Below are 14,894 nucleotides of genomic sequence, written 5' to 3'. Positions count from 1 at the left end.
CAGGTTTAGAGAATGAGTAACGAATTTCTTTACGGTATCCACGCAGTGAAAGCTGTGTTGGAGCACGAACCAGAGCGCTTTATTGAAGCGTACGTACTTAAAGGTCGTCAAGATGACCGCTTAATGCCAATTTTGAATGACCTACAAAAATTTGGTATATCTATCCAGCAGATGGTACGTAAAACTCTGGATGACAAAGCACAAGGTGCAAACCACCAAGGCATCATCGCTCGCGTTAAGCCAGCGAAGCAACTTAATGAAAATGATCTAGATGATATTCTAGCAAAACATGAGTCGCCTTTATTTTTGGTACTTGATGGTGTGACTGATCCTCATAATCTAGGCGCTTGTCTACGCAATGCTGATGCAGCAGGCGTGGCAGCGGTCATTGTACCGAGAGATAAATCAGCATCAATGAATGCAACGGTTAGTAAAGTTGCCTGTGGTGCTGCGGAAACAGTGGCTTTGGTACGAGTGACTAACCTAGCGCGAACAATGCGAGCACTGCAAGAAAAGGGTGTTTGGTTTTTGGGAACCGCTGGTGAAGCTACCCAAGACATTTACCAAGCCAAATTGACTGGTTCGTTAGCTATCGTGATGGGCGCAGAAGGTGATGGTATGCGCCGATTAACTCGTGAAACGTGCGATGATCTGATAAAAATACCAATGGCAGGTAGTGTATCGAGCTTGAATGTTTCGGTAGCGTCAGGTGTTTGTTTATTTGAAGCGGTACGCCAGCGCATGGCGTAAGTTTACATTGAAGTAAATCCCTGCGCATAAAGCAGAGAAAAAACGCAGATTGTTAGTGCAATCTGCGTTTTGTATTATATGGATAATACAAAATTAGGGACATCAGTGAGTTAAAAAAAATGGTGTTTATTTTCCCCAGACAGCTTGCAGATAGAATTGTGATCTGTATAATACTGCTCACTGGTTAAGCCAGTTGTGAACCAATGAGCGATGAGGAGCTAGCAAATCATTAAGATTTGATAGGTAATGTAGACTCAGCTTATGTTCGCGGTTAATACAATTAGCTACCTTTTCTTCGGAAAAACTATCCCCAGAGGTGACTCTGACATGTAGGGGGAGTTAATCGAAAATTAACTGACAATGCGTCCTAATCTTGGATGCTACGGTTTCACATAAATCAATCGGCATTCTCTCGTCTTAACGAGTTTGAGTGGCGATATTGTTTGTGTAATATTAAATAATTGGAGCTCTGTCTCATGCAGAACCAACGTATCCGTATCCGCTTAAAAGCATTTGATTACAAGTTAATCGACGCTTCTACAGCGGAAATCGTTGAAACAGCTAAGCGCACAGGCGCACAGGTTCGTGGTCCAATCCCACTACCTACACGTAAAGAGCGTTTCACAGTTCTTATCTCTCCACACGTTAACAAAGATGCACGTGATCAGTACGAAATTCGTACTCACAAACGTCTAATCGACATCGTTGAGCCAACAGACAAAACTGTTGATGCTCTGATGCGTCTAGACCTAGCTGCAGGCGTTGACGTTCAAATTAGCCTAGGTTAAGGGAGATTAGAATAATGATTGGTCTAATCGGTCGTAAAGTGGGCATGACCCGCGTATTTACTGAAGAAGGCGTTTCTATCCCTGTAACTGTTGTTGAGGTTGAAGCGAACCGTGTAACTCAAGTTAAATCACTTGATACTGACGGCTACGCAGCAATCCAAGTTACAGCTGGAACTAAGAAAGCTAACCGCGTTACTAAACCAGAAGCTGGTCACTTTGCTAAAGCAGGTGTAGAAGCTGGTCGTGGTCTTTGGGAATTCCGTTTGGAAAACGGTGAAGAGTTTGCAGTTGGCGCTGAGCTAACGGTTGAACTATTCAACGAAACTAAAAAAGTAGACGTTACTGGTACATCTAAAGGTAAGGGTTTCCAAGGCGCTGTTAAGCGTTGGAACTTCAGTACTCAAGATATGACTCACGGTAACTCATTGTCTCACCGCGCTCCAGGTTCAATTGGCCAATGTCAAACTCCAGGTCGCGTGTTTAAAGGCAAGAAAATGGCAGGTCATATGGGTGCTGAGCGTGTAACGACTCAAAACCTAGAGATCGTACGTGTTGACGCTGAGCGCAACCTGCTTCTTATTAAAGGTGCAGTCCCAGGCGCAGTTGGTGGCAACGTGATCGTTAAACCAGCTATTAAAGCATAACGTCTCAGGAGTAAGTAATGGAACTTATGGTTAAAGGTGCTGATGCACTGACTGTTTCTGAAACTACTTTCGGACGTGAGTTTAACGAAGCTCTTGTACATCAAGTAGTTGTTGCATTTGCAGCAGGTGCTCGTCAAGGTACACGCGCTCAAAAAACACGTTCAGAAGTATCTGGCGGTGGTGCTAAGCCATGGCGTCAAAAAGGTACTGGCCGTGCACGTGCTGGTACAATTCGTAGCCCAATCTGGCGTTCAGGTGGTGTTACTTTTGCTGCGAAACCTCAAGATCACAGTCAAAAAGTAAACAAGAAAATGTACCGCGGTGCTATGAAAAGCATTCTTTCTGAGCTAGTTCGTCAAGAGCGTTTAATCGTTGTTGATAACTTCTCTGTAGAAGCACCAAAAACTAAAGAGCTAGTAGCTAAGCTTAAAGAGCTTGAGCTTAACGATGTATTAATCGTTACTGGCGAAGTAGATGAGAATCTATTCTTAGCGGCTCGTAACCTGTACAAAGTTGATGCACGTGATGTTGCTGGTATTGATCCAGTATCTCTAATTGCTTTCAACAAAGTGCTAATGACTGCTGACGCAGTTAAACAAGTTGAGGAGATGCTAGCATGATCACTGAAGAACGTATCCTAAAAGTTCTACGTGCTCCGCACATCTCTGAGAAAGCAACTATGGCTGCAGAGAAAGCGAACACTATCGTTTTCAAAGTAGCTAAAGATGCAACTAAGAAAGAGATCAAAGCAGCTGTAGAAAAGCTATTTGAAGTTGAAGTTAAGTCTGTAAATACTCTTATTACTAAGGGTAAGACCAAACGTCAAGGTCTACGCCAAGGTCGCCGCAGCGACGTTAAGAAAGCGTACGTTACTTTGAACGAAGGTCAAGATCTTGACTTTGTTGGCGGCGCGGAATAACAGGAGTAGTTGAGAAATGGCTATTGTTAAATGTAAGCCGACTTCCCCTGGTCGTCGTCACGTTGTTAAAGTTGTTAACGCTGACCTACACAAGGGTAAGCCTTACGCACCTCTTCTAGAGAAAAACTCTAAGAATGGCGGTCGTAACAACAACGGTCGTATTACAGTACGTCACATCGGTGGTGGTCACAAACATCACTACCGTCTAATTGACTTTAAACGTACTAAAGACGGTATCCCAGCGAAAGTTGAACGTCTAGAATACGATCCAAACCGTAGCGCAAACATCGCTCTAGTTCTGTACGCAGACGGCGAGCGTCGTTACATCCTTGCACCTAAAGGTGTAAAAGCTGGTGATGCTATCCAGTCAGGTGTTGATGCACCGATTAAAGCTGGTAACACGCTTCCAATGCGTAACATCCCAGTAGGTTCAACAGTACATAACGTTGAACTTAAGCCTGGTAAAGGTGGTCAGCTAGCTCGTTCGGCTGGTGCATATGCTCAAATCGTTGCTCGCGACGGTACATATGTAACTATCCGTCTACGTTCTGGCGAAATGCGCAAAGTATTGTCTGAAGGCCGTGCAACAATCGGTGAAGTAGGCAACTCTGAGCACATGCTACGTGAACTAGGTAAAGCTGGTGCTAAGCGCTGGCGTGGTGTTCGTCCAACCGTTCGCGGTGTGGTAATGAACCCAGTTGATCACCCACACGGTGGTGGTGAAGGTCGCACATCTGGCGGTCGTCACCCAGTATCACCATGGGGTATGCCTACTAAAGGCTTTAAGACTCGTAAGAACAAGCGTACTGATAAGTACATTGTACGTCGTCGTAACAAATAATCTATAAAGAGGAATCGCCATGCCACGTTCTCTCAAGAAAGGTCCATTTATTGACCTACACTTGCTGAAGAAGGTAGAGAAAGCGGTGGAAAGCGGAGACAAAAAGCCTATTAAGACTTGGTCCCGTCGCTCAATGATCATCCCTACGATGATCGGTTTGACCATCGCTGTCCATAATGGTCGTCAGCACGTACCAGTATTTGTAACTGAAGAAATGATCGGTCACAAACTGGGCGAATTCGCACCAACTCGTACTTACCGCGGTCATGCTGCGGATAAGAAAGCTAAGAAGCGCTAGGGAGTAGATGATGGAAGCATTAGCTAAACATAACTTTGCTCGCATTTCTCCTCAGAAAGCTCGCTTAGTTGCAGATCAAATTCGTGGTAAATCAGTTGATCAAGCACTAGAAATCTTGACGTTCAGCAACAAAAAAGCTGCTGAACTAATCAAGAAAGTTCTTGAGTCAGCTATCGCGAACGCGGAGCACAACGAAGGTGCAGATATCGACGATCTAAATGTCGCTAAAATCTTCGTAGATGAAGGCCCTACCATGAAGCGTATTATGCCTCGTGCTAAAGGTCGTGCGGATCGTATCTTGAAGCGTTCAAGCCACATCACTATTGTTGTAGCAGATCGCTAAGAGACTAGGAGAGTAAGCAATGGGTCAAAAAGTACATCCAAATGGTATTCGTCTCGGCATCGTTAAGCCTTGGAATGCTACATGGTTTGCTAACACCAAAGATTTCGCTGACAACCTAGACGGCGACTTCAAGGTACGTCAGTTCCTTACAAGCGAACTGAAAAAAGCATCACTATCACGCATCGTTATCGAACGTCCTGCGAAGAGCATCCGTGTGACTATTCACACTGCTCGTCCAGGCGTAGTTATCGGCAAGAAAGGCGAAGACGTAGAGAAACTACGTGCAGCTGTAGCGAAAATCGCAGGTGTACCAGCGCAAATTAACATCGCTGAAGTACGTAAGCCTGAGCTTGACGCTCAACTTGTTGGTGATAGCATCGCGTCTCAGCTGGAACGTCGTGTTATGTTCCGTCGTGCTATGAAGCGCGCGGTACAGAATGCTATGCGTTTAGGCGCTAAAGGCATCAAAGTGCAAGTAGGCGGTCGTTTAGGCGGCGCTGAAATCGCACGTTCTGAGTGGTACCGTGAAGGCCGTGTGCCTCTACACACTCTACGTGCTGACATTGATTACGCAACTTCTTCGGCTCACACTCAATATGGTGTGATCGGCATTAAAGTTTGGATCTTCAAAGGTGAGATTCTAGGCGGTATGCCAGCAGCTAACGCTGTAGAGCCTAAAGGCGACAAGCCTAAGAAGCAGCGCAAAGGCCGTAAGTAAGGAGTCGACAGATGCTACAACCTAAACGCACTAAGTTCCGTAAGGTTCAGACAGGTCGTAACCGTGGTCTAGCTAAAGGTACTGATGTAAGCTTCGGCGAATTCGGTCTTAAAGCTATTGGCCGTGGTCGTCTAACTGCTCGTCAAATCGAAGCGGCACGTCGTGCAATGACACGTCACGTTAAGCGTCAAGGTAAAATCTGGATCCGTGTGTTCCCAGACAAACCAATCACAGAAAAACCACTTGAAGTTCGTCAAGGTAAGGGTAAAGGTAACGTTGAGTACTGGGTAGCCCAAATCCAACCTGGAAAGGTTATGTACGAAATGGGTGGTGTACCTGAAGAATTGGCACGTGAAGCGTTCCGTTTAGCGGCTCGCAAACTGCCATTCAAGACGACATTTGTAACTAAGCAGGTGATGTGATGAAAGCACAAGATCTACGCGAGAAAAGCGTTGAAGAGCTTAACGTTGAGTTATTGAGCTTGCTACGTGAACAGTTCAACCTGCGCATGCAGGGTGCTACTGGTCAACTGCAGCAAACTCATACACTGAAAGCTGTACGCCGTGATATCGCACGTGTGAAAACTGTTTTGACTGAAAAGGCAGGCGCATAATGAGCGAAGTAAAACGTACTCAACAAGGTCGTGTTGTTAGTGACAAGATGGAAAAATCTATCGTTGTTGCTATCGAACGTACTGTAAAGCACCCTCTTTACGGTAAGTTCATTAAACGTACGACTAAAGTACACGCACATGACGAAAACAACGAATGTGGCCTAGGCGACAAAGTTGAGATCGCTGAGTGTCGTCCACTGTCTAAGACTAAGTCTTGGACTTTGGTAAAAGTTTTAGAAAAGGCGAAGATGTAATCTTCTCTCTTCTATCGATAAACGGCTCCAAAAATTAAGTTGGAGCCGTTCATTTTTTGACTACCCAAGCTCGGAAAAGGGTGGTACAATTCGCGTCCCTTTTAAAGAGGCAGCCCGACCCGAGATGGGTCTAGTTTTAATATTTAGCGGAGCACTAACAATGATCCAAATGCAAAGTACACTTGACGCTGCAGATAACTCTGGTGCGCGCAAGGTAATGTGTATTAAGGTCCTGGGTGGCTCTCACCGCCGTTATGCACATATCGGTGACGTCATCAAGGTTACAGTGAAAGAAGCAATTCCTCGCGGTAAAGTTAAAAAAGGTGATGTTCTGAAGGCGGTAGTAGTGCGCACCCGAAAAGGCGTTCGTCGCCCAGACGGTTCTGTCATTCGCTTCGACCGTAATGCCTGTGTATTGCTTAACGATACTACAGAGCAACCAATCGGTACACGTATCTTTGGCCCTGTGACACGCGAACTTCGTGGCGATAAGTTCATGAAAATCGTATCACTGGCTCCAGAAGTTCTGTAAGGAGCGCTATAATGGCAGCTAAAATCCGTCAAAATGACGAAGTAATCGTTCTTGCTGGTAAAGATAAAGGCAAGAAAGGTAAAGTAACTAAGGTTCTGACAACTGGTAAAGTTATCGTAGAAGGTATCAATCTAGTTAAGAAGCATCAAAAACCTGTTCCAGCTCTAGGTATCCAAGGTGGTATTGTTGAGCAAGAAGCAGCTATTGACGCATCTAACATTGCGATCTTCAACGCAGCTACTGGTAAAGCGGACCGTATCGGTTTCCGTTTCGAAGAAGGTAAGAAATTACGTTTCTTCAAATCAAACGGTGAAACAATTAAGTAATTTGGAGTTCTACTATGGCGAAACTGCATGATTACTACAAGTCGTCTGTAGTCGCTGAACTGGCCAAACAGTTTAGCTACACAAGCGTCATGCAAGTCCCTAGAATCGAAAAAATCACCCTTAACATGGGTGTTGGTGAAGCAATCAACGACAAGAAACTGCTAGAAAACGCAGCAGCTGATATGGCTACGATCTCTGGTCAAAAGCCTCTTATCACTAAAGCGCGTAAATCTGTTGCAGGTTTCAAAATTCGTGAAGGCTACCCAATCGGTTGTAAAGTAACCTTGCGTGGCGAACGTATGTGGGATTTTCTGGAGCGTTTGATTAACATCGCTCTTCCACGTGTACGTGACTTCCGTGGTGTTAGCGCTAAGTCTTTTGACGGACGCGGTAACTACAGCATGGGCGTTCGCGAGCAAATCATCTTCCCGGAAATCGACTTTGATAAAGTTGATCGTGTCCGCGGTCTTGATATTACTATCACGACGTCTGCTGGTTCCGATGAGGAAGGCCGCGCTCTGCTGGCTGCCTTTAACTTCCCATTCCGTAAGTAAGGTGAAGGGTTACTGTTATGGCTAAAAATTCAATGAAAGCACGTGAAGTTAAACGTGCAAAGCTTGTTGCTAAGTTCGCTGAAAAGCGTGCTGCGCTTAAAGCTATCATTAGCGATGTAAACGCATCAGAAGAAGATCGTTGGAACGCAGTTCTTAAACTGCAAGCTCTTCCACGTGATTCAAGTGCATCACGTCAGCGCAACCGTTGCAACCAAACTGGTCGTCCACACGGTTACCTACGTAAGTTCGGTTTAAGCCGTATTAAGGTTCGTGAAGCTTGCATGAAAGGCGAGATTCCGGGTCTTCGTAAGGCTAGCTGGTAATTGCTACTTAATCATTTGGAGTAAATCATATGAGCATGCAAGATCCGATTTCGGATATGCTGACCCGCGTTCGTAACGGTCAGGCAGCAAATAAAGTTGCTGTAAAAATGCCTTCTTCAAAGCTTAAAGTTGCAATCGCTGCACTACTGAAAGCTGAAGGTTACATCGTTGACTTCGCTGTTGAAGGCGAAGCAAAACCTGAGCTAGAAGTTACTCTTAAGTACTTCCAAGCGAAACCAGTAATCGAGCAACTTAAGCGTGTTTCTCGTCCAGGCCTACGTGTTTACAAGAAGAAAGATCAACTTCCTTCTGTAATGGGTGGTCTTGGTGTTGCGATTGTTTCTACTTCCAAGGGTCTGATGTCAGACCGTGCTGCCCGTAAAGCAGGTCTTGGCGGTGAAATCATCTGTTACGTAGCGTAAGGAGTAGGATATGTCTCGTGTTGCTAAAGCACCTGTCGCTATTCCAGCTGGCGTAGAGGTGAAACTAAACGGCCAAGAAGTTACTGTAAAAGGTGCTAAAGGCGAACTGACTCGCGTTCTAAACAACGCTGTAGTTATCGCTCAGGAAGAAAACAACCTTACTTTCGGTCCTAAAGATGGTGTTGTAAACGCATGGGCACAAGCAGGTACTGCTCGTGCACTAGTTAACAACATGGTTGTCGGTGTGACTGAAGGCTTTGTGAAGAAGCTAACTTTAAAAGGTGTTGGTTACCGTGCTGCTATTAAAGGCAACGCTGTAGGTCTAACACTAGGCTTCTCTCACCCTGTTGAGCACGAGTTGCCAGCAGGTATTACAGCAGAATGTCCAAGTCAAACTGAAATCATTATTACTGGCTGTGATAAGCAAGTAGTTGGTCAAGTTGCGGCTGATATTCGTTCTTACCGTCGCCCTGAGCCTTATAAAGGTAAAGGTGTTCGTTACGCAGATGAAAATGTGCGTACCAAAGAAGCTAAGAAGAAGTAAGGTAACACTATGGATAAGAAAGCATCTCGCATCCGTCGTGCTACACGCGCACGTCGTAAGATTGCAGAACTTGGCGCAACTCGCTTGGTAGTACACCGTACTCCTCGCCATGTTTACGCACAAGTTATCGCGGCAAACGGCTCTGAGGTTATCGCAGCTGCTTCTACTGTAGAAAACGCGATCCGTGAGCAAGTGAAATACTCTGGTAACATCGATGCAGCTAAAGCAGTAGGTAAAGCTGTTGCTGAGCGCGCTCTTGAAAAAGGCGTAACTTCAGTTGCATTTGATCGTTCTGGTTTCCAATACCACGGTCGAGTAGCGGCGCTAGCAGAATCTGCTCGCGAAGCTGGTCTGAAATTCTAAGGTAGGGTTGGAAGATGGCTAAAGAACAACAAGTTCAAGCGAATGATTTGCAAGAAAAGCTAATCGCAGTTAACCGTGTTTCTAAAACGGTTAAAGGTGGTCGAATCATGAGCTTTACTGCACTAACAGTAGTTGGTGACGGTAATGGTCGCGTAGGTTTCGGTTACGGCAAAGCACGTGAAGTACCTGCAGCGATTCAAAAAGCAATGGAAAAAGCGCGTCGTAACATGACTACTATCGCGCTAAACGAAGGTACTCTTCACCATCCAGTGAAAGGTCGCCATTCGGGCTCTAAAGTTTACATGCAGCCAGCTGCAGAAGGTACGGGTGTTATCGCCGGTGGTGCGATGCGTGCAGTACTTGAAGTTGCTGGTGTACATAACGTTCTTTCTAAAGCATACGGTTCTACGAACCCGATCAATACCGTTCGCGCGACGATCGATGCATTAGCTAGCGTTAAGTCACCAGAAATGGTTGCTGCTAAGCGTGGTCTAACTGTTGAATCTATTTCGGAGTAAGAACACGATGGCAACTATTAAAGTAACTCAAACTAAAAGCTCAATTGGTCGTCTGCCAAAGCACAAAGCTACTTTGCGCGGATTAGGCCTTCGTAAAATCAACCACACAGTAGAACTTGAAGATACTCCGTGCGTGCGCGGTATGGTCAACAAGGTTTACTACATGGTTAAAGTTGAGGAGTAATCAGAATGCGTTTGAATACTCTATCACCGGCTGCTGGCTCGAAAACTTCTCCGAAGCGTGTAGGTCGTGGTATCGGTTCTGGCCTGGGTAAAACTGGCGGCCGCGGTCATAAAGGCCAAAAGTCACGTTCTGGCGGTTCTGTCCGTCCAGGTTTTGAAGGCGGTCAAATGCCTTTGAAACAGCGTCTACCTAAGTTCGGCTTCACTTCTCGTAAGAGCCTAGTGTCTGCTGAAGTTCGTCTAGCTGAGCTAGCGAAAATCGAAGGTGACGTAGTAGATCTAAACAGCTTGAAAGCTGCTAACGTTATCACTAAGAACATCGAATTTGTAAAAATCGTTCTTTCTGGTGAAATTAGCAAATCAATGACTGTTAAAGGTCTACGTGTGACTAAAGGTGCTAAAGCTGCGATCGAAGCTGCAGGCGGTAAAGTAGAAGATTAATCTTCGAAGGAAAGGTACAGATGGCTAAAAAACCAGGACAAGATTTTAGTAGTGCGAAAAATGGATTGGCGGAGTTAAAGTCGCGCCTATTATTTGTATTAGGTGCTCTTTTGGTATTCCGCGCAGGGTCCTTCGTGCCAATCCCTGGTATTGACGCAGCTGTACTTGCCGATTTGTTCGACCAGCAAAAAGGTACCATCGTTGAAATGTTTAACATGTTCTCCGGTGGTGCTCTTGAGCGTGCATCTATATTAGCATTGGGCATCATGCCGTATATTTCGGCGTCAATTGTTGTCCAATTGCTAACTGTAGTACACCCAGCGTTAGCTGAACTCAAAAAAGAGGGTGAAGCAGGCCGTCGTAAGATAAGCCAATACACACGCTACGGCACGCTTGTACTTGCAACATTCCAAGCTATTGGTATTGCAACTGGCCTACCAAACATGGTCGATAATCTGGTTGTTATCAACCAAACCATGTTTACGCTAATTGCTACCGTAAGTTTAGTAACCGGTACCATGTTTTTGATGTGGTTAGGTGAACAAATTACAGAGCGCGGAATTGGAAACGGTATTTCGGTACTGATCTTTGCAGGTATTGTTGCTGGATTGCCTTCGGCAATCGGTCAAACAATCGAGCAAGCGCGTCAAGGTGAACTGCATGTACTTCTTCTGCTGTTGATTGGTGTACTTGCTTTTGCAGTCATCTACTTCGTTGTTTTCATGGAGCGTGGTCAACGTCGTATCGTCGTTAACTATGCGAAGCGTCAGCAAGGTCGTAAAGTATTTGCTGCACAAAGTACTCACTTGCCACTTAAAATTAATATGGCGGGTGTAATACCAGCAATCTTCGCATCAAGCATTATCCTGTTCCCTGGAACATTGGCGCAATGGTTTGGTCAGAATGGCGAGAGCAGCGCGTTCGGTTGGTTAACTGACGTGTCTTTGGCTCTAAGCCCTGGTCAACCTCTGTATGTAATGCTTTATGCAGCAGCAATTATCTTCTTCTGTTTTTTCTATACAGCGTTGGTGTTTAACCCACGTGAAACTGCAGATAACTTGAAGAAGTCTGGTGCATTCGTGCCCGGTATCCGCCCAGGTGAACAGACAGCGAAATATATAGATAAAGTGATGACTCGACTAACCCTAGCGGGTGCGATGTATATTACCTTTATCTGTCTGATCCCAGAGTTCATGATGGTCGCGTGGAACGTACGTTTCTACTTCGGCGGTACTTCACTACTAATCGTAGTGGTAGTAATCATGGATTTTATGGCACAGGTACAGACTCATCTGATGTCCCAACAGTATGATTCTGTGTTGAAGAAAGCGAATCTGAAAGGCTATGGCCGTTAATTCGGCGGTAGTATCAGATTTCATTTACGGAGTTTAGCAATGAAAGTTCGTGCTTCCGTTAAAAAAATCTGCCGTAACTGTAAAGTAATCAAGCGTAACGGTGTCGTTCGCGTGATTTGCAGTGAGCCAAAGCACAAACAGCGCCAAGGCTAATCAGTAGAAATTTTTACTTGAAATGTAAGGTAGTGTCGAGTATATTTCTCGGCCTACCTTTTGCGTGCAAAAGAAGTAGCGTTCCGCAGCGTATCCGAAACGGGCTTTGCTGCGGCTAATTCTTTTAAGAAACACTATGGAGTGAATAATGGCCCGTATAGCAGGCATTAACATTCCTGATCATAAACACGCTGTAATCGCATTAACTGCGATTTACGGCATCGGTAAGACTCGTTCTCAAGCTATTCTAGCTGACGTGAGTATTGCTGAAGATGTTAAGATCAGTGAACTATCTGAAGAACAGATCGATCAACTGCGTGATGGTGTAGCTAAATACACTGTAGAAGGTGATCTACGTCGTGAAGTATCGATGAACATCAAGCGTCTCATGGACCTTGGTTGTTACCGCGGTCTTCGTCATCGTCGCAGTCTACCACTACGTGGACAGCGTACTAAAACCAACGCTCGCACCCGCAAGGGTCCGCGTAAGCCGATCAAGAAATAGTCGGGAAGGTAGAGTACAATGGCTAAACAACCAACACGCGCGCGTAAGCGCGTTCGCAAACAAGTTGCGGATGGCGTTGCGCACATCCATGCTTCTTTTAATAACACAATCGTTACCATTACTGACCGTCAAGGTAATGCACTAGCTTGGGCTACTGCAGGTGGTTCAGGTTTCCGTGGTTCTCGTAAGTCAACTCCGTTCGCTGCACAAGTTGCTGCTGAGCGTTGTGCTGAAATGGCTAAAGAATACGGTCTAAAGAACTTAGAAGTTATGGTTAAAGGTCCAGGTCCAGGTCGTGAATCTACTGTTCGCGCACTGAACGCTGCTGGTTTCCGTATCACGAACATCGTTGATGCGACACCAATTCCTCATAACGGTTGTCGTCCACCTAAGAAACGTCGCGTATAACGTTTCTAGGACTATTGGAGAAGAATCATGGCAAGATATTTGGGTCCTAAGCTGAAGCTTAGCCGTCGTGAAGGCACTGACTTATTTCTTAAGTCTGGTGTTCGCGCGATCGATACCAAGTGTAAAATTGATAACGCACCAGGTGTACACGGCGCTCGTCGCGGTCGTCTATCTGAGTACGGCGTTCAGCTTCGTGAGAAGCAGAAAGTTCGTCGTATGTACGGCGTTCTAGAAAAACAATTCCGTAACTACTACAAAGAAGCTGCTCGCCTTAAAGGCAACACAGGTGAAAACCTGCTTCAGCTTCTTGAAGGTCGTCTTGATAACGTAGTTTACCGCATGGGCTTTGGTGCAACTCGCGCTGAATCTCGTCAGCTAGTAAGCCACAAAGCTATCCTAGTAAACGGTAAAGTTGTAAACGTTCCTTCTTTCAAAGTAGCGGCTAACGACGTTGTTTCTATTCGTGAGAAAGCTAAACAGCAATCTCGCATTAAAGCAGCTCTAGAAGTTGCGGAACAACGCGAAAAACCAACTTGGATTGAAGTAGATGGCGGCAAGATGGAAGGTACATTCAAGCGTAAGCCTGAGCGTTCTGATCTGTCAGCTGACATCAACGAACAATTGATCGTCGAGCTTTACTCTAAGTAAGGTTAAACTAAAGAGAGGACACAATGCAGGGTTCTGTAACAGAATTTCTTAAGCCACGTCTTGTTGACATCGAACAAATCAGCACGACTCATGCAAAAGTAACTCTTGAGCCGTTAGAGCGTGGCTTCGGTCACACTCTTGGTAATGCACTTCGCCGTATTCTTCTATCTTCTATGCCGGGTTGTGCGGTAACAGAAGTAGAGATTGAAGGCGTTCTACACGAGTACAGCACTAAAGAAGGCGTTCAAGAAGATATTCTTGAAATCCTACTTAACCTTAAAGGTCTTGCTGTTCGCGTTGCTGAAGGCAAAGATGAAGTGTTTATTACGCTGAATAAATCAGGCTCGGGCCCTGTGGTTGCAGGTGACATCACCCATGATGGTGATGTAGAGATCGTTAACCAAGAACACGTTATTTGTCATCTTACAGATGACAATGCTGAGATCGCTATGCGTATCAAAGTTGAACGTGGTCGCGGTTATGTTCCTGCTTCTGCTCGTATCCATACCGAAGAAGATGAGCGTCCAATTGGTCGCCTACTGGTTGATGCAACTTACAGTCCAGTAGACAAGATTGCCTATTCTGTTGACGCGGCTCGTGTAGAGCAACGTACAGACTTAGACAAGCTTGTAATCGATATGGAAACGAACGGTACTCTTGATCCTGAGGAAGCAATTCGTCGTGCAGCTACTATCCTAGCTGAACAACTTGATGCGTTCGTAGATCTTCGTGATGTACGTGTACCTGAGGAGAAGGAAGAGAAGCCAGAATTCGATCCGATCCTACTGCGTCCTGTAGACGATCTTGAACTAACAGTTCGCTCTGCTAACTGTTTGAAAGCAGAAGCGATTCACTACATCGGTGATCTTGTACAGCGTACTGAGGTTGAGCTACTTAAAACGCCTAACCTTGGTAAAAAATCTCTTACTGAGATTAAAGACGTACTTGCATCACGTGGTCTTTCTCTGGGCATGCGCCTAGAAAATTGGCCACCAGCGTCTATCGCTGAAGATTAATCGATACTAGTTAGAAGGATTAGGTCATGCGCCATCGTAAGAGTGGTCGTCAACTCAACCGCAATAGCTCACATCGTAAAGCGATGTTTAGCAACATGGCTAGCTCTCTAGTACGTCATGAAGTTATCAAGACTACTTTGCCAAAAGCAAAAGAGCTACGTCGCGTAGTTGAGCCTTTGATTACACTAGCTAAGACAGACAGCGTTGCTAACCGTCGTCTAGCATTTGCACGCACTCGTGATAACGAGATCGTTGCAAAACTATTCAACGAATTAGGTCCACGTTTTGCAGCTCGCCAAGGCGGCTACACACGTATCCTAAAAGCTGGCTTCCGTGCTGGTGACAAAGCTCCAATGGCTTACATTGAGCTTGTTGATCGCCCAGCTGCTGAAACTGCTGCTGAGTAATCAGGTTCGAAAGAACAGAAAAAGCCGA

29 protein-coding genes are annotated in these 14,894 nt (G+C 45.5%); all 29 read left to right on the top strand.

Going from position 1 to position 14,894, the window contains the following annotated elements:
• Window positions 1-12: 12 nt before the first annotated feature.
• The 29 genes from rlmB to rplQ all read left to right on the top strand — a co-directional run bounded on the left by rlmB (window position 13) and on the right by rplQ (window position 14,866).
• A complete protein-coding gene (rlmB, locus tag L4C38_RS12060) occupies window positions 13-750 on the top strand; it encodes a 23S rRNA (guanosine(2251)-2'-O)-methyltransferase RlmB (RefSeq protein WP_428797808.1) in 738 nt (245 codons plus the stop codon).
• Window positions 751-1,226: 476 nt separating this feature from the next.
• Window positions 1,227-1,538, top strand: coding sequence for a 30S ribosomal protein S10 (gene rpsJ / locus L4C38_RS12055; protein ID WP_001181007.1), 312 nt, complete (start codon window positions 1,227-1,229; stop codon window positions 1,536-1,538).
• Between the two features lie 14 nt (window positions 1,539-1,552).
• Window positions 1,553-2,182, top strand: a complete 630-nt coding sequence (gene rplC / locus L4C38_RS12050; RefSeq protein ID WP_428797807.1) for a 50S ribosomal protein L3 — start codon at window positions 1,553-1,555, stop codon at window positions 2,180-2,182.
• Between the two features lie 17 nt (window positions 2,183-2,199).
• Window positions 2,200-2,802 (top strand): 50S ribosomal protein L4, encoded by a 603-nt coding sequence (rplD, locus tag L4C38_RS12045; protein ID WP_428797806.1) that lies wholly within the window; start codon window positions 2,200-2,202, stop codon window positions 2,800-2,802.
• Window positions 2,799-3,101 (top strand): 50S ribosomal protein L23, encoded by a 303-nt coding sequence (gene rplW / locus L4C38_RS12040; protein WP_005597130.1) that lies wholly within the window; start codon window positions 2,799-2,801, stop codon window positions 3,099-3,101. The genes rplD and rplW overlap by 4 nt, the downstream gene beginning before the upstream one ends.
• A gap of 16 nt (window positions 3,102-3,117) precedes the next feature.
• Window positions 3,118-3,942 carry a 50S ribosomal protein L2 gene (gene rplB, locus L4C38_RS12035; RefSeq protein ID WP_428797805.1) on the top strand — a complete coding sequence of 275 codons (825 nt, stop codon included), beginning with the start codon at window positions 3,118-3,120 and terminating at the stop codon, window positions 3,940-3,942.
• Window positions 3,943-3,961: 19 nt separating this feature from the next.
• Window positions 3,962-4,240 (top strand): 30S ribosomal protein S19, encoded by a 279-nt coding sequence (gene rpsS / locus L4C38_RS12030; RefSeq protein ID WP_005435078.1) that lies wholly within the window; start codon window positions 3,962-3,964, stop codon window positions 4,238-4,240.
• A 10-nt stretch (window positions 4,241-4,250) separates the two neighbouring features.
• Window positions 4,251-4,583 (top strand): 50S ribosomal protein L22, encoded by a 333-nt coding sequence (gene rplV / locus L4C38_RS12025; protein WP_005597124.1) that lies wholly within the window; start codon window positions 4,251-4,253, stop codon window positions 4,581-4,583.
• A 19-nt stretch (window positions 4,584-4,602) separates the two neighbouring features.
• Window positions 4,603-5,301 carry a 30S ribosomal protein S3 gene (gene rpsC / locus L4C38_RS12020; RefSeq protein WP_428797804.1) on the top strand — a complete coding sequence of 233 codons (699 nt, stop codon included), beginning with the start codon at window positions 4,603-4,605 and terminating at the stop codon, window positions 5,299-5,301.
• An 11-nt stretch (window positions 5,302-5,312) separates the two neighbouring features.
• The gene (rplP, locus tag L4C38_RS12015; protein ID WP_428797803.1) at window positions 5,313-5,723 is read left to right on the top strand and encodes a 50S ribosomal protein L16; all 411 of its coding nucleotides are present in this window, start codon (window positions 5,313-5,315) and stop codon (window positions 5,721-5,723) included.
• Complete coding sequence (rpmC, locus tag L4C38_RS12010; protein ID WP_428797802.1) at window positions 5,723-5,914, top strand: 50S ribosomal protein L29; 192 nt, start codon at window positions 5,723-5,725, stop codon at window positions 5,912-5,914. Before rplP ends, rpmC begins: the two co-directional genes overlap by 1 nt.
• Entirely contained in the window at window positions 5,914-6,168 is a 255-nt protein-coding gene (gene rpsQ, locus L4C38_RS12005) for a 30S ribosomal protein S17 (RefSeq protein WP_428797801.1), read from the top strand. The genes rpmC and rpsQ overlap by 1 nt, the downstream gene beginning before the upstream one ends.
• A gap of 160 nt (window positions 6,169-6,328) precedes the next feature.
• Complete coding sequence (rplN, locus tag L4C38_RS12000) at window positions 6,329-6,700, top strand: 50S ribosomal protein L14 (protein WP_428797800.1); 372 nt, start codon at window positions 6,329-6,331, stop codon at window positions 6,698-6,700.
• 11 nt (window positions 6,701-6,711) lie between these two features.
• Window positions 6,712-7,026 carry a 50S ribosomal protein L24 gene (gene rplX, locus L4C38_RS11995; RefSeq protein ID WP_428797799.1) on the top strand — a complete coding sequence of 105 codons (315 nt, stop codon included), beginning with the start codon at window positions 6,712-6,714 and terminating at the stop codon, window positions 7,024-7,026.
• A 14-nt stretch (window positions 7,027-7,040) separates the two neighbouring features.
• Window positions 7,041-7,580 (top strand): 50S ribosomal protein L5, encoded by a 540-nt coding sequence (gene rplE, locus L4C38_RS11990; protein WP_428797798.1) that lies wholly within the window; start codon window positions 7,041-7,043, stop codon window positions 7,578-7,580.
• Window positions 7,581-7,597: 17 nt separating this feature from the next.
• Window positions 7,598-7,903 carry a 30S ribosomal protein S14 gene (gene rpsN, locus L4C38_RS11985; protein WP_182108730.1) on the top strand — a complete coding sequence of 102 codons (306 nt, stop codon included), beginning with the start codon at window positions 7,598-7,600 and terminating at the stop codon, window positions 7,901-7,903.
• A gap of 29 nt (window positions 7,904-7,932) precedes the next feature.
• Window positions 7,933-8,325, top strand: coding sequence for a 30S ribosomal protein S8 (rpsH, locus tag L4C38_RS11980; RefSeq protein ID WP_075651034.1), 393 nt, complete (start codon window positions 7,933-7,935; stop codon window positions 8,323-8,325).
• A gap of 10 nt (window positions 8,326-8,335) precedes the next feature.
• A complete protein-coding gene (gene rplF, locus L4C38_RS11975) occupies window positions 8,336-8,869 on the top strand; it encodes a 50S ribosomal protein L6 (protein ID WP_428797797.1) in 534 nt (177 codons plus the stop codon).
• 9 nt (window positions 8,870-8,878) lie between these two features.
• Window positions 8,879-9,232, top strand: a complete 354-nt coding sequence (gene rplR / locus L4C38_RS11970) for a 50S ribosomal protein L18 (protein WP_428797796.1) — start codon at window positions 8,879-8,881, stop codon at window positions 9,230-9,232.
• A 14-nt stretch (window positions 9,233-9,246) separates the two neighbouring features.
• Window positions 9,247-9,750: a 30S ribosomal protein S5 gene (gene rpsE, locus L4C38_RS11965; protein WP_428797795.1), complete on the top strand. Its 504-nt coding sequence runs from the start codon at window positions 9,247-9,249 to the stop codon at window positions 9,748-9,750.
• 7 nt (window positions 9,751-9,757) lie between these two features.
• Window positions 9,758-9,934 (top strand): 50S ribosomal protein L30, encoded by a 177-nt coding sequence (gene rpmD, locus L4C38_RS11960; RefSeq protein ID WP_428797794.1) that lies wholly within the window; start codon window positions 9,758-9,760, stop codon window positions 9,932-9,934.
• 5 nt (window positions 9,935-9,939) lie between these two features.
• Window positions 9,940-10,374, top strand: coding sequence for a 50S ribosomal protein L15 (rplO, locus tag L4C38_RS11955; RefSeq protein WP_428797793.1), 435 nt, complete (start codon window positions 9,940-9,942; stop codon window positions 10,372-10,374).
• Window positions 10,375-10,394: 20 nt separating this feature from the next.
• Complete coding sequence (gene secY, locus L4C38_RS11950; RefSeq protein ID WP_428797792.1) at window positions 10,395-11,729, top strand: preprotein translocase subunit SecY; 1,335 nt, start codon at window positions 10,395-10,397, stop codon at window positions 11,727-11,729.
• Between the two features lie 39 nt (window positions 11,730-11,768).
• A complete protein-coding gene (rpmJ, locus tag L4C38_RS11945; protein WP_000868186.1) occupies window positions 11,769-11,882 on the top strand; it encodes a 50S ribosomal protein L36 in 114 nt (37 codons plus the stop codon).
• Between the two features lie 148 nt (window positions 11,883-12,030).
• A complete protein-coding gene (rpsM, locus tag L4C38_RS11940; RefSeq protein ID WP_428797791.1) occupies window positions 12,031-12,387 on the top strand; it encodes a 30S ribosomal protein S13 in 357 nt (118 codons plus the stop codon).
• Window positions 12,388-12,405: 18 nt separating this feature from the next.
• A complete protein-coding gene (gene rpsK / locus L4C38_RS11935) occupies window positions 12,406-12,795 on the top strand; it encodes a 30S ribosomal protein S11 (protein ID WP_001118870.1) in 390 nt (129 codons plus the stop codon).
• Between the two features lie 27 nt (window positions 12,796-12,822).
• Window positions 12,823-13,443, top strand: coding sequence for a 30S ribosomal protein S4 (rpsD, locus tag L4C38_RS11930; RefSeq protein WP_428797790.1), 621 nt, complete (start codon window positions 12,823-12,825; stop codon window positions 13,441-13,443).
• Window positions 13,444-13,466: 23 nt separating this feature from the next.
• Window positions 13,467-14,459 carry a DNA-directed RNA polymerase subunit alpha gene (locus L4C38_RS11925; protein WP_428797789.1) on the top strand — a complete coding sequence of 331 codons (993 nt, stop codon included), beginning with the start codon at window positions 13,467-13,469 and terminating at the stop codon, window positions 14,457-14,459.
• Between the two features lie 26 nt (window positions 14,460-14,485).
• On the top strand, window positions 14,486-14,866 hold the full coding sequence (gene rplQ / locus L4C38_RS11920) for a 50S ribosomal protein L17 (protein ID WP_428797788.1): 381 nt from the start codon (window positions 14,486-14,488) through the stop codon (window positions 14,864-14,866).
• Window positions 14,867-14,894: the final 28 nt, after the last annotated feature.

Origin of the sequence: Vibrio kasasachensis (assembly GCF_050337565.1) — a bacterium.
Taxonomy (GTDB): Bacteria; Pseudomonadota; Gammaproteobacteria; order Enterobacterales; family Vibrionaceae; genus Vibrio; species Vibrio kasasachensis.
The sequence above is the reverse complement of the archived record's forward strand: the minus strand, read 5'-3'. Positions and strand labels throughout refer to the sequence as shown.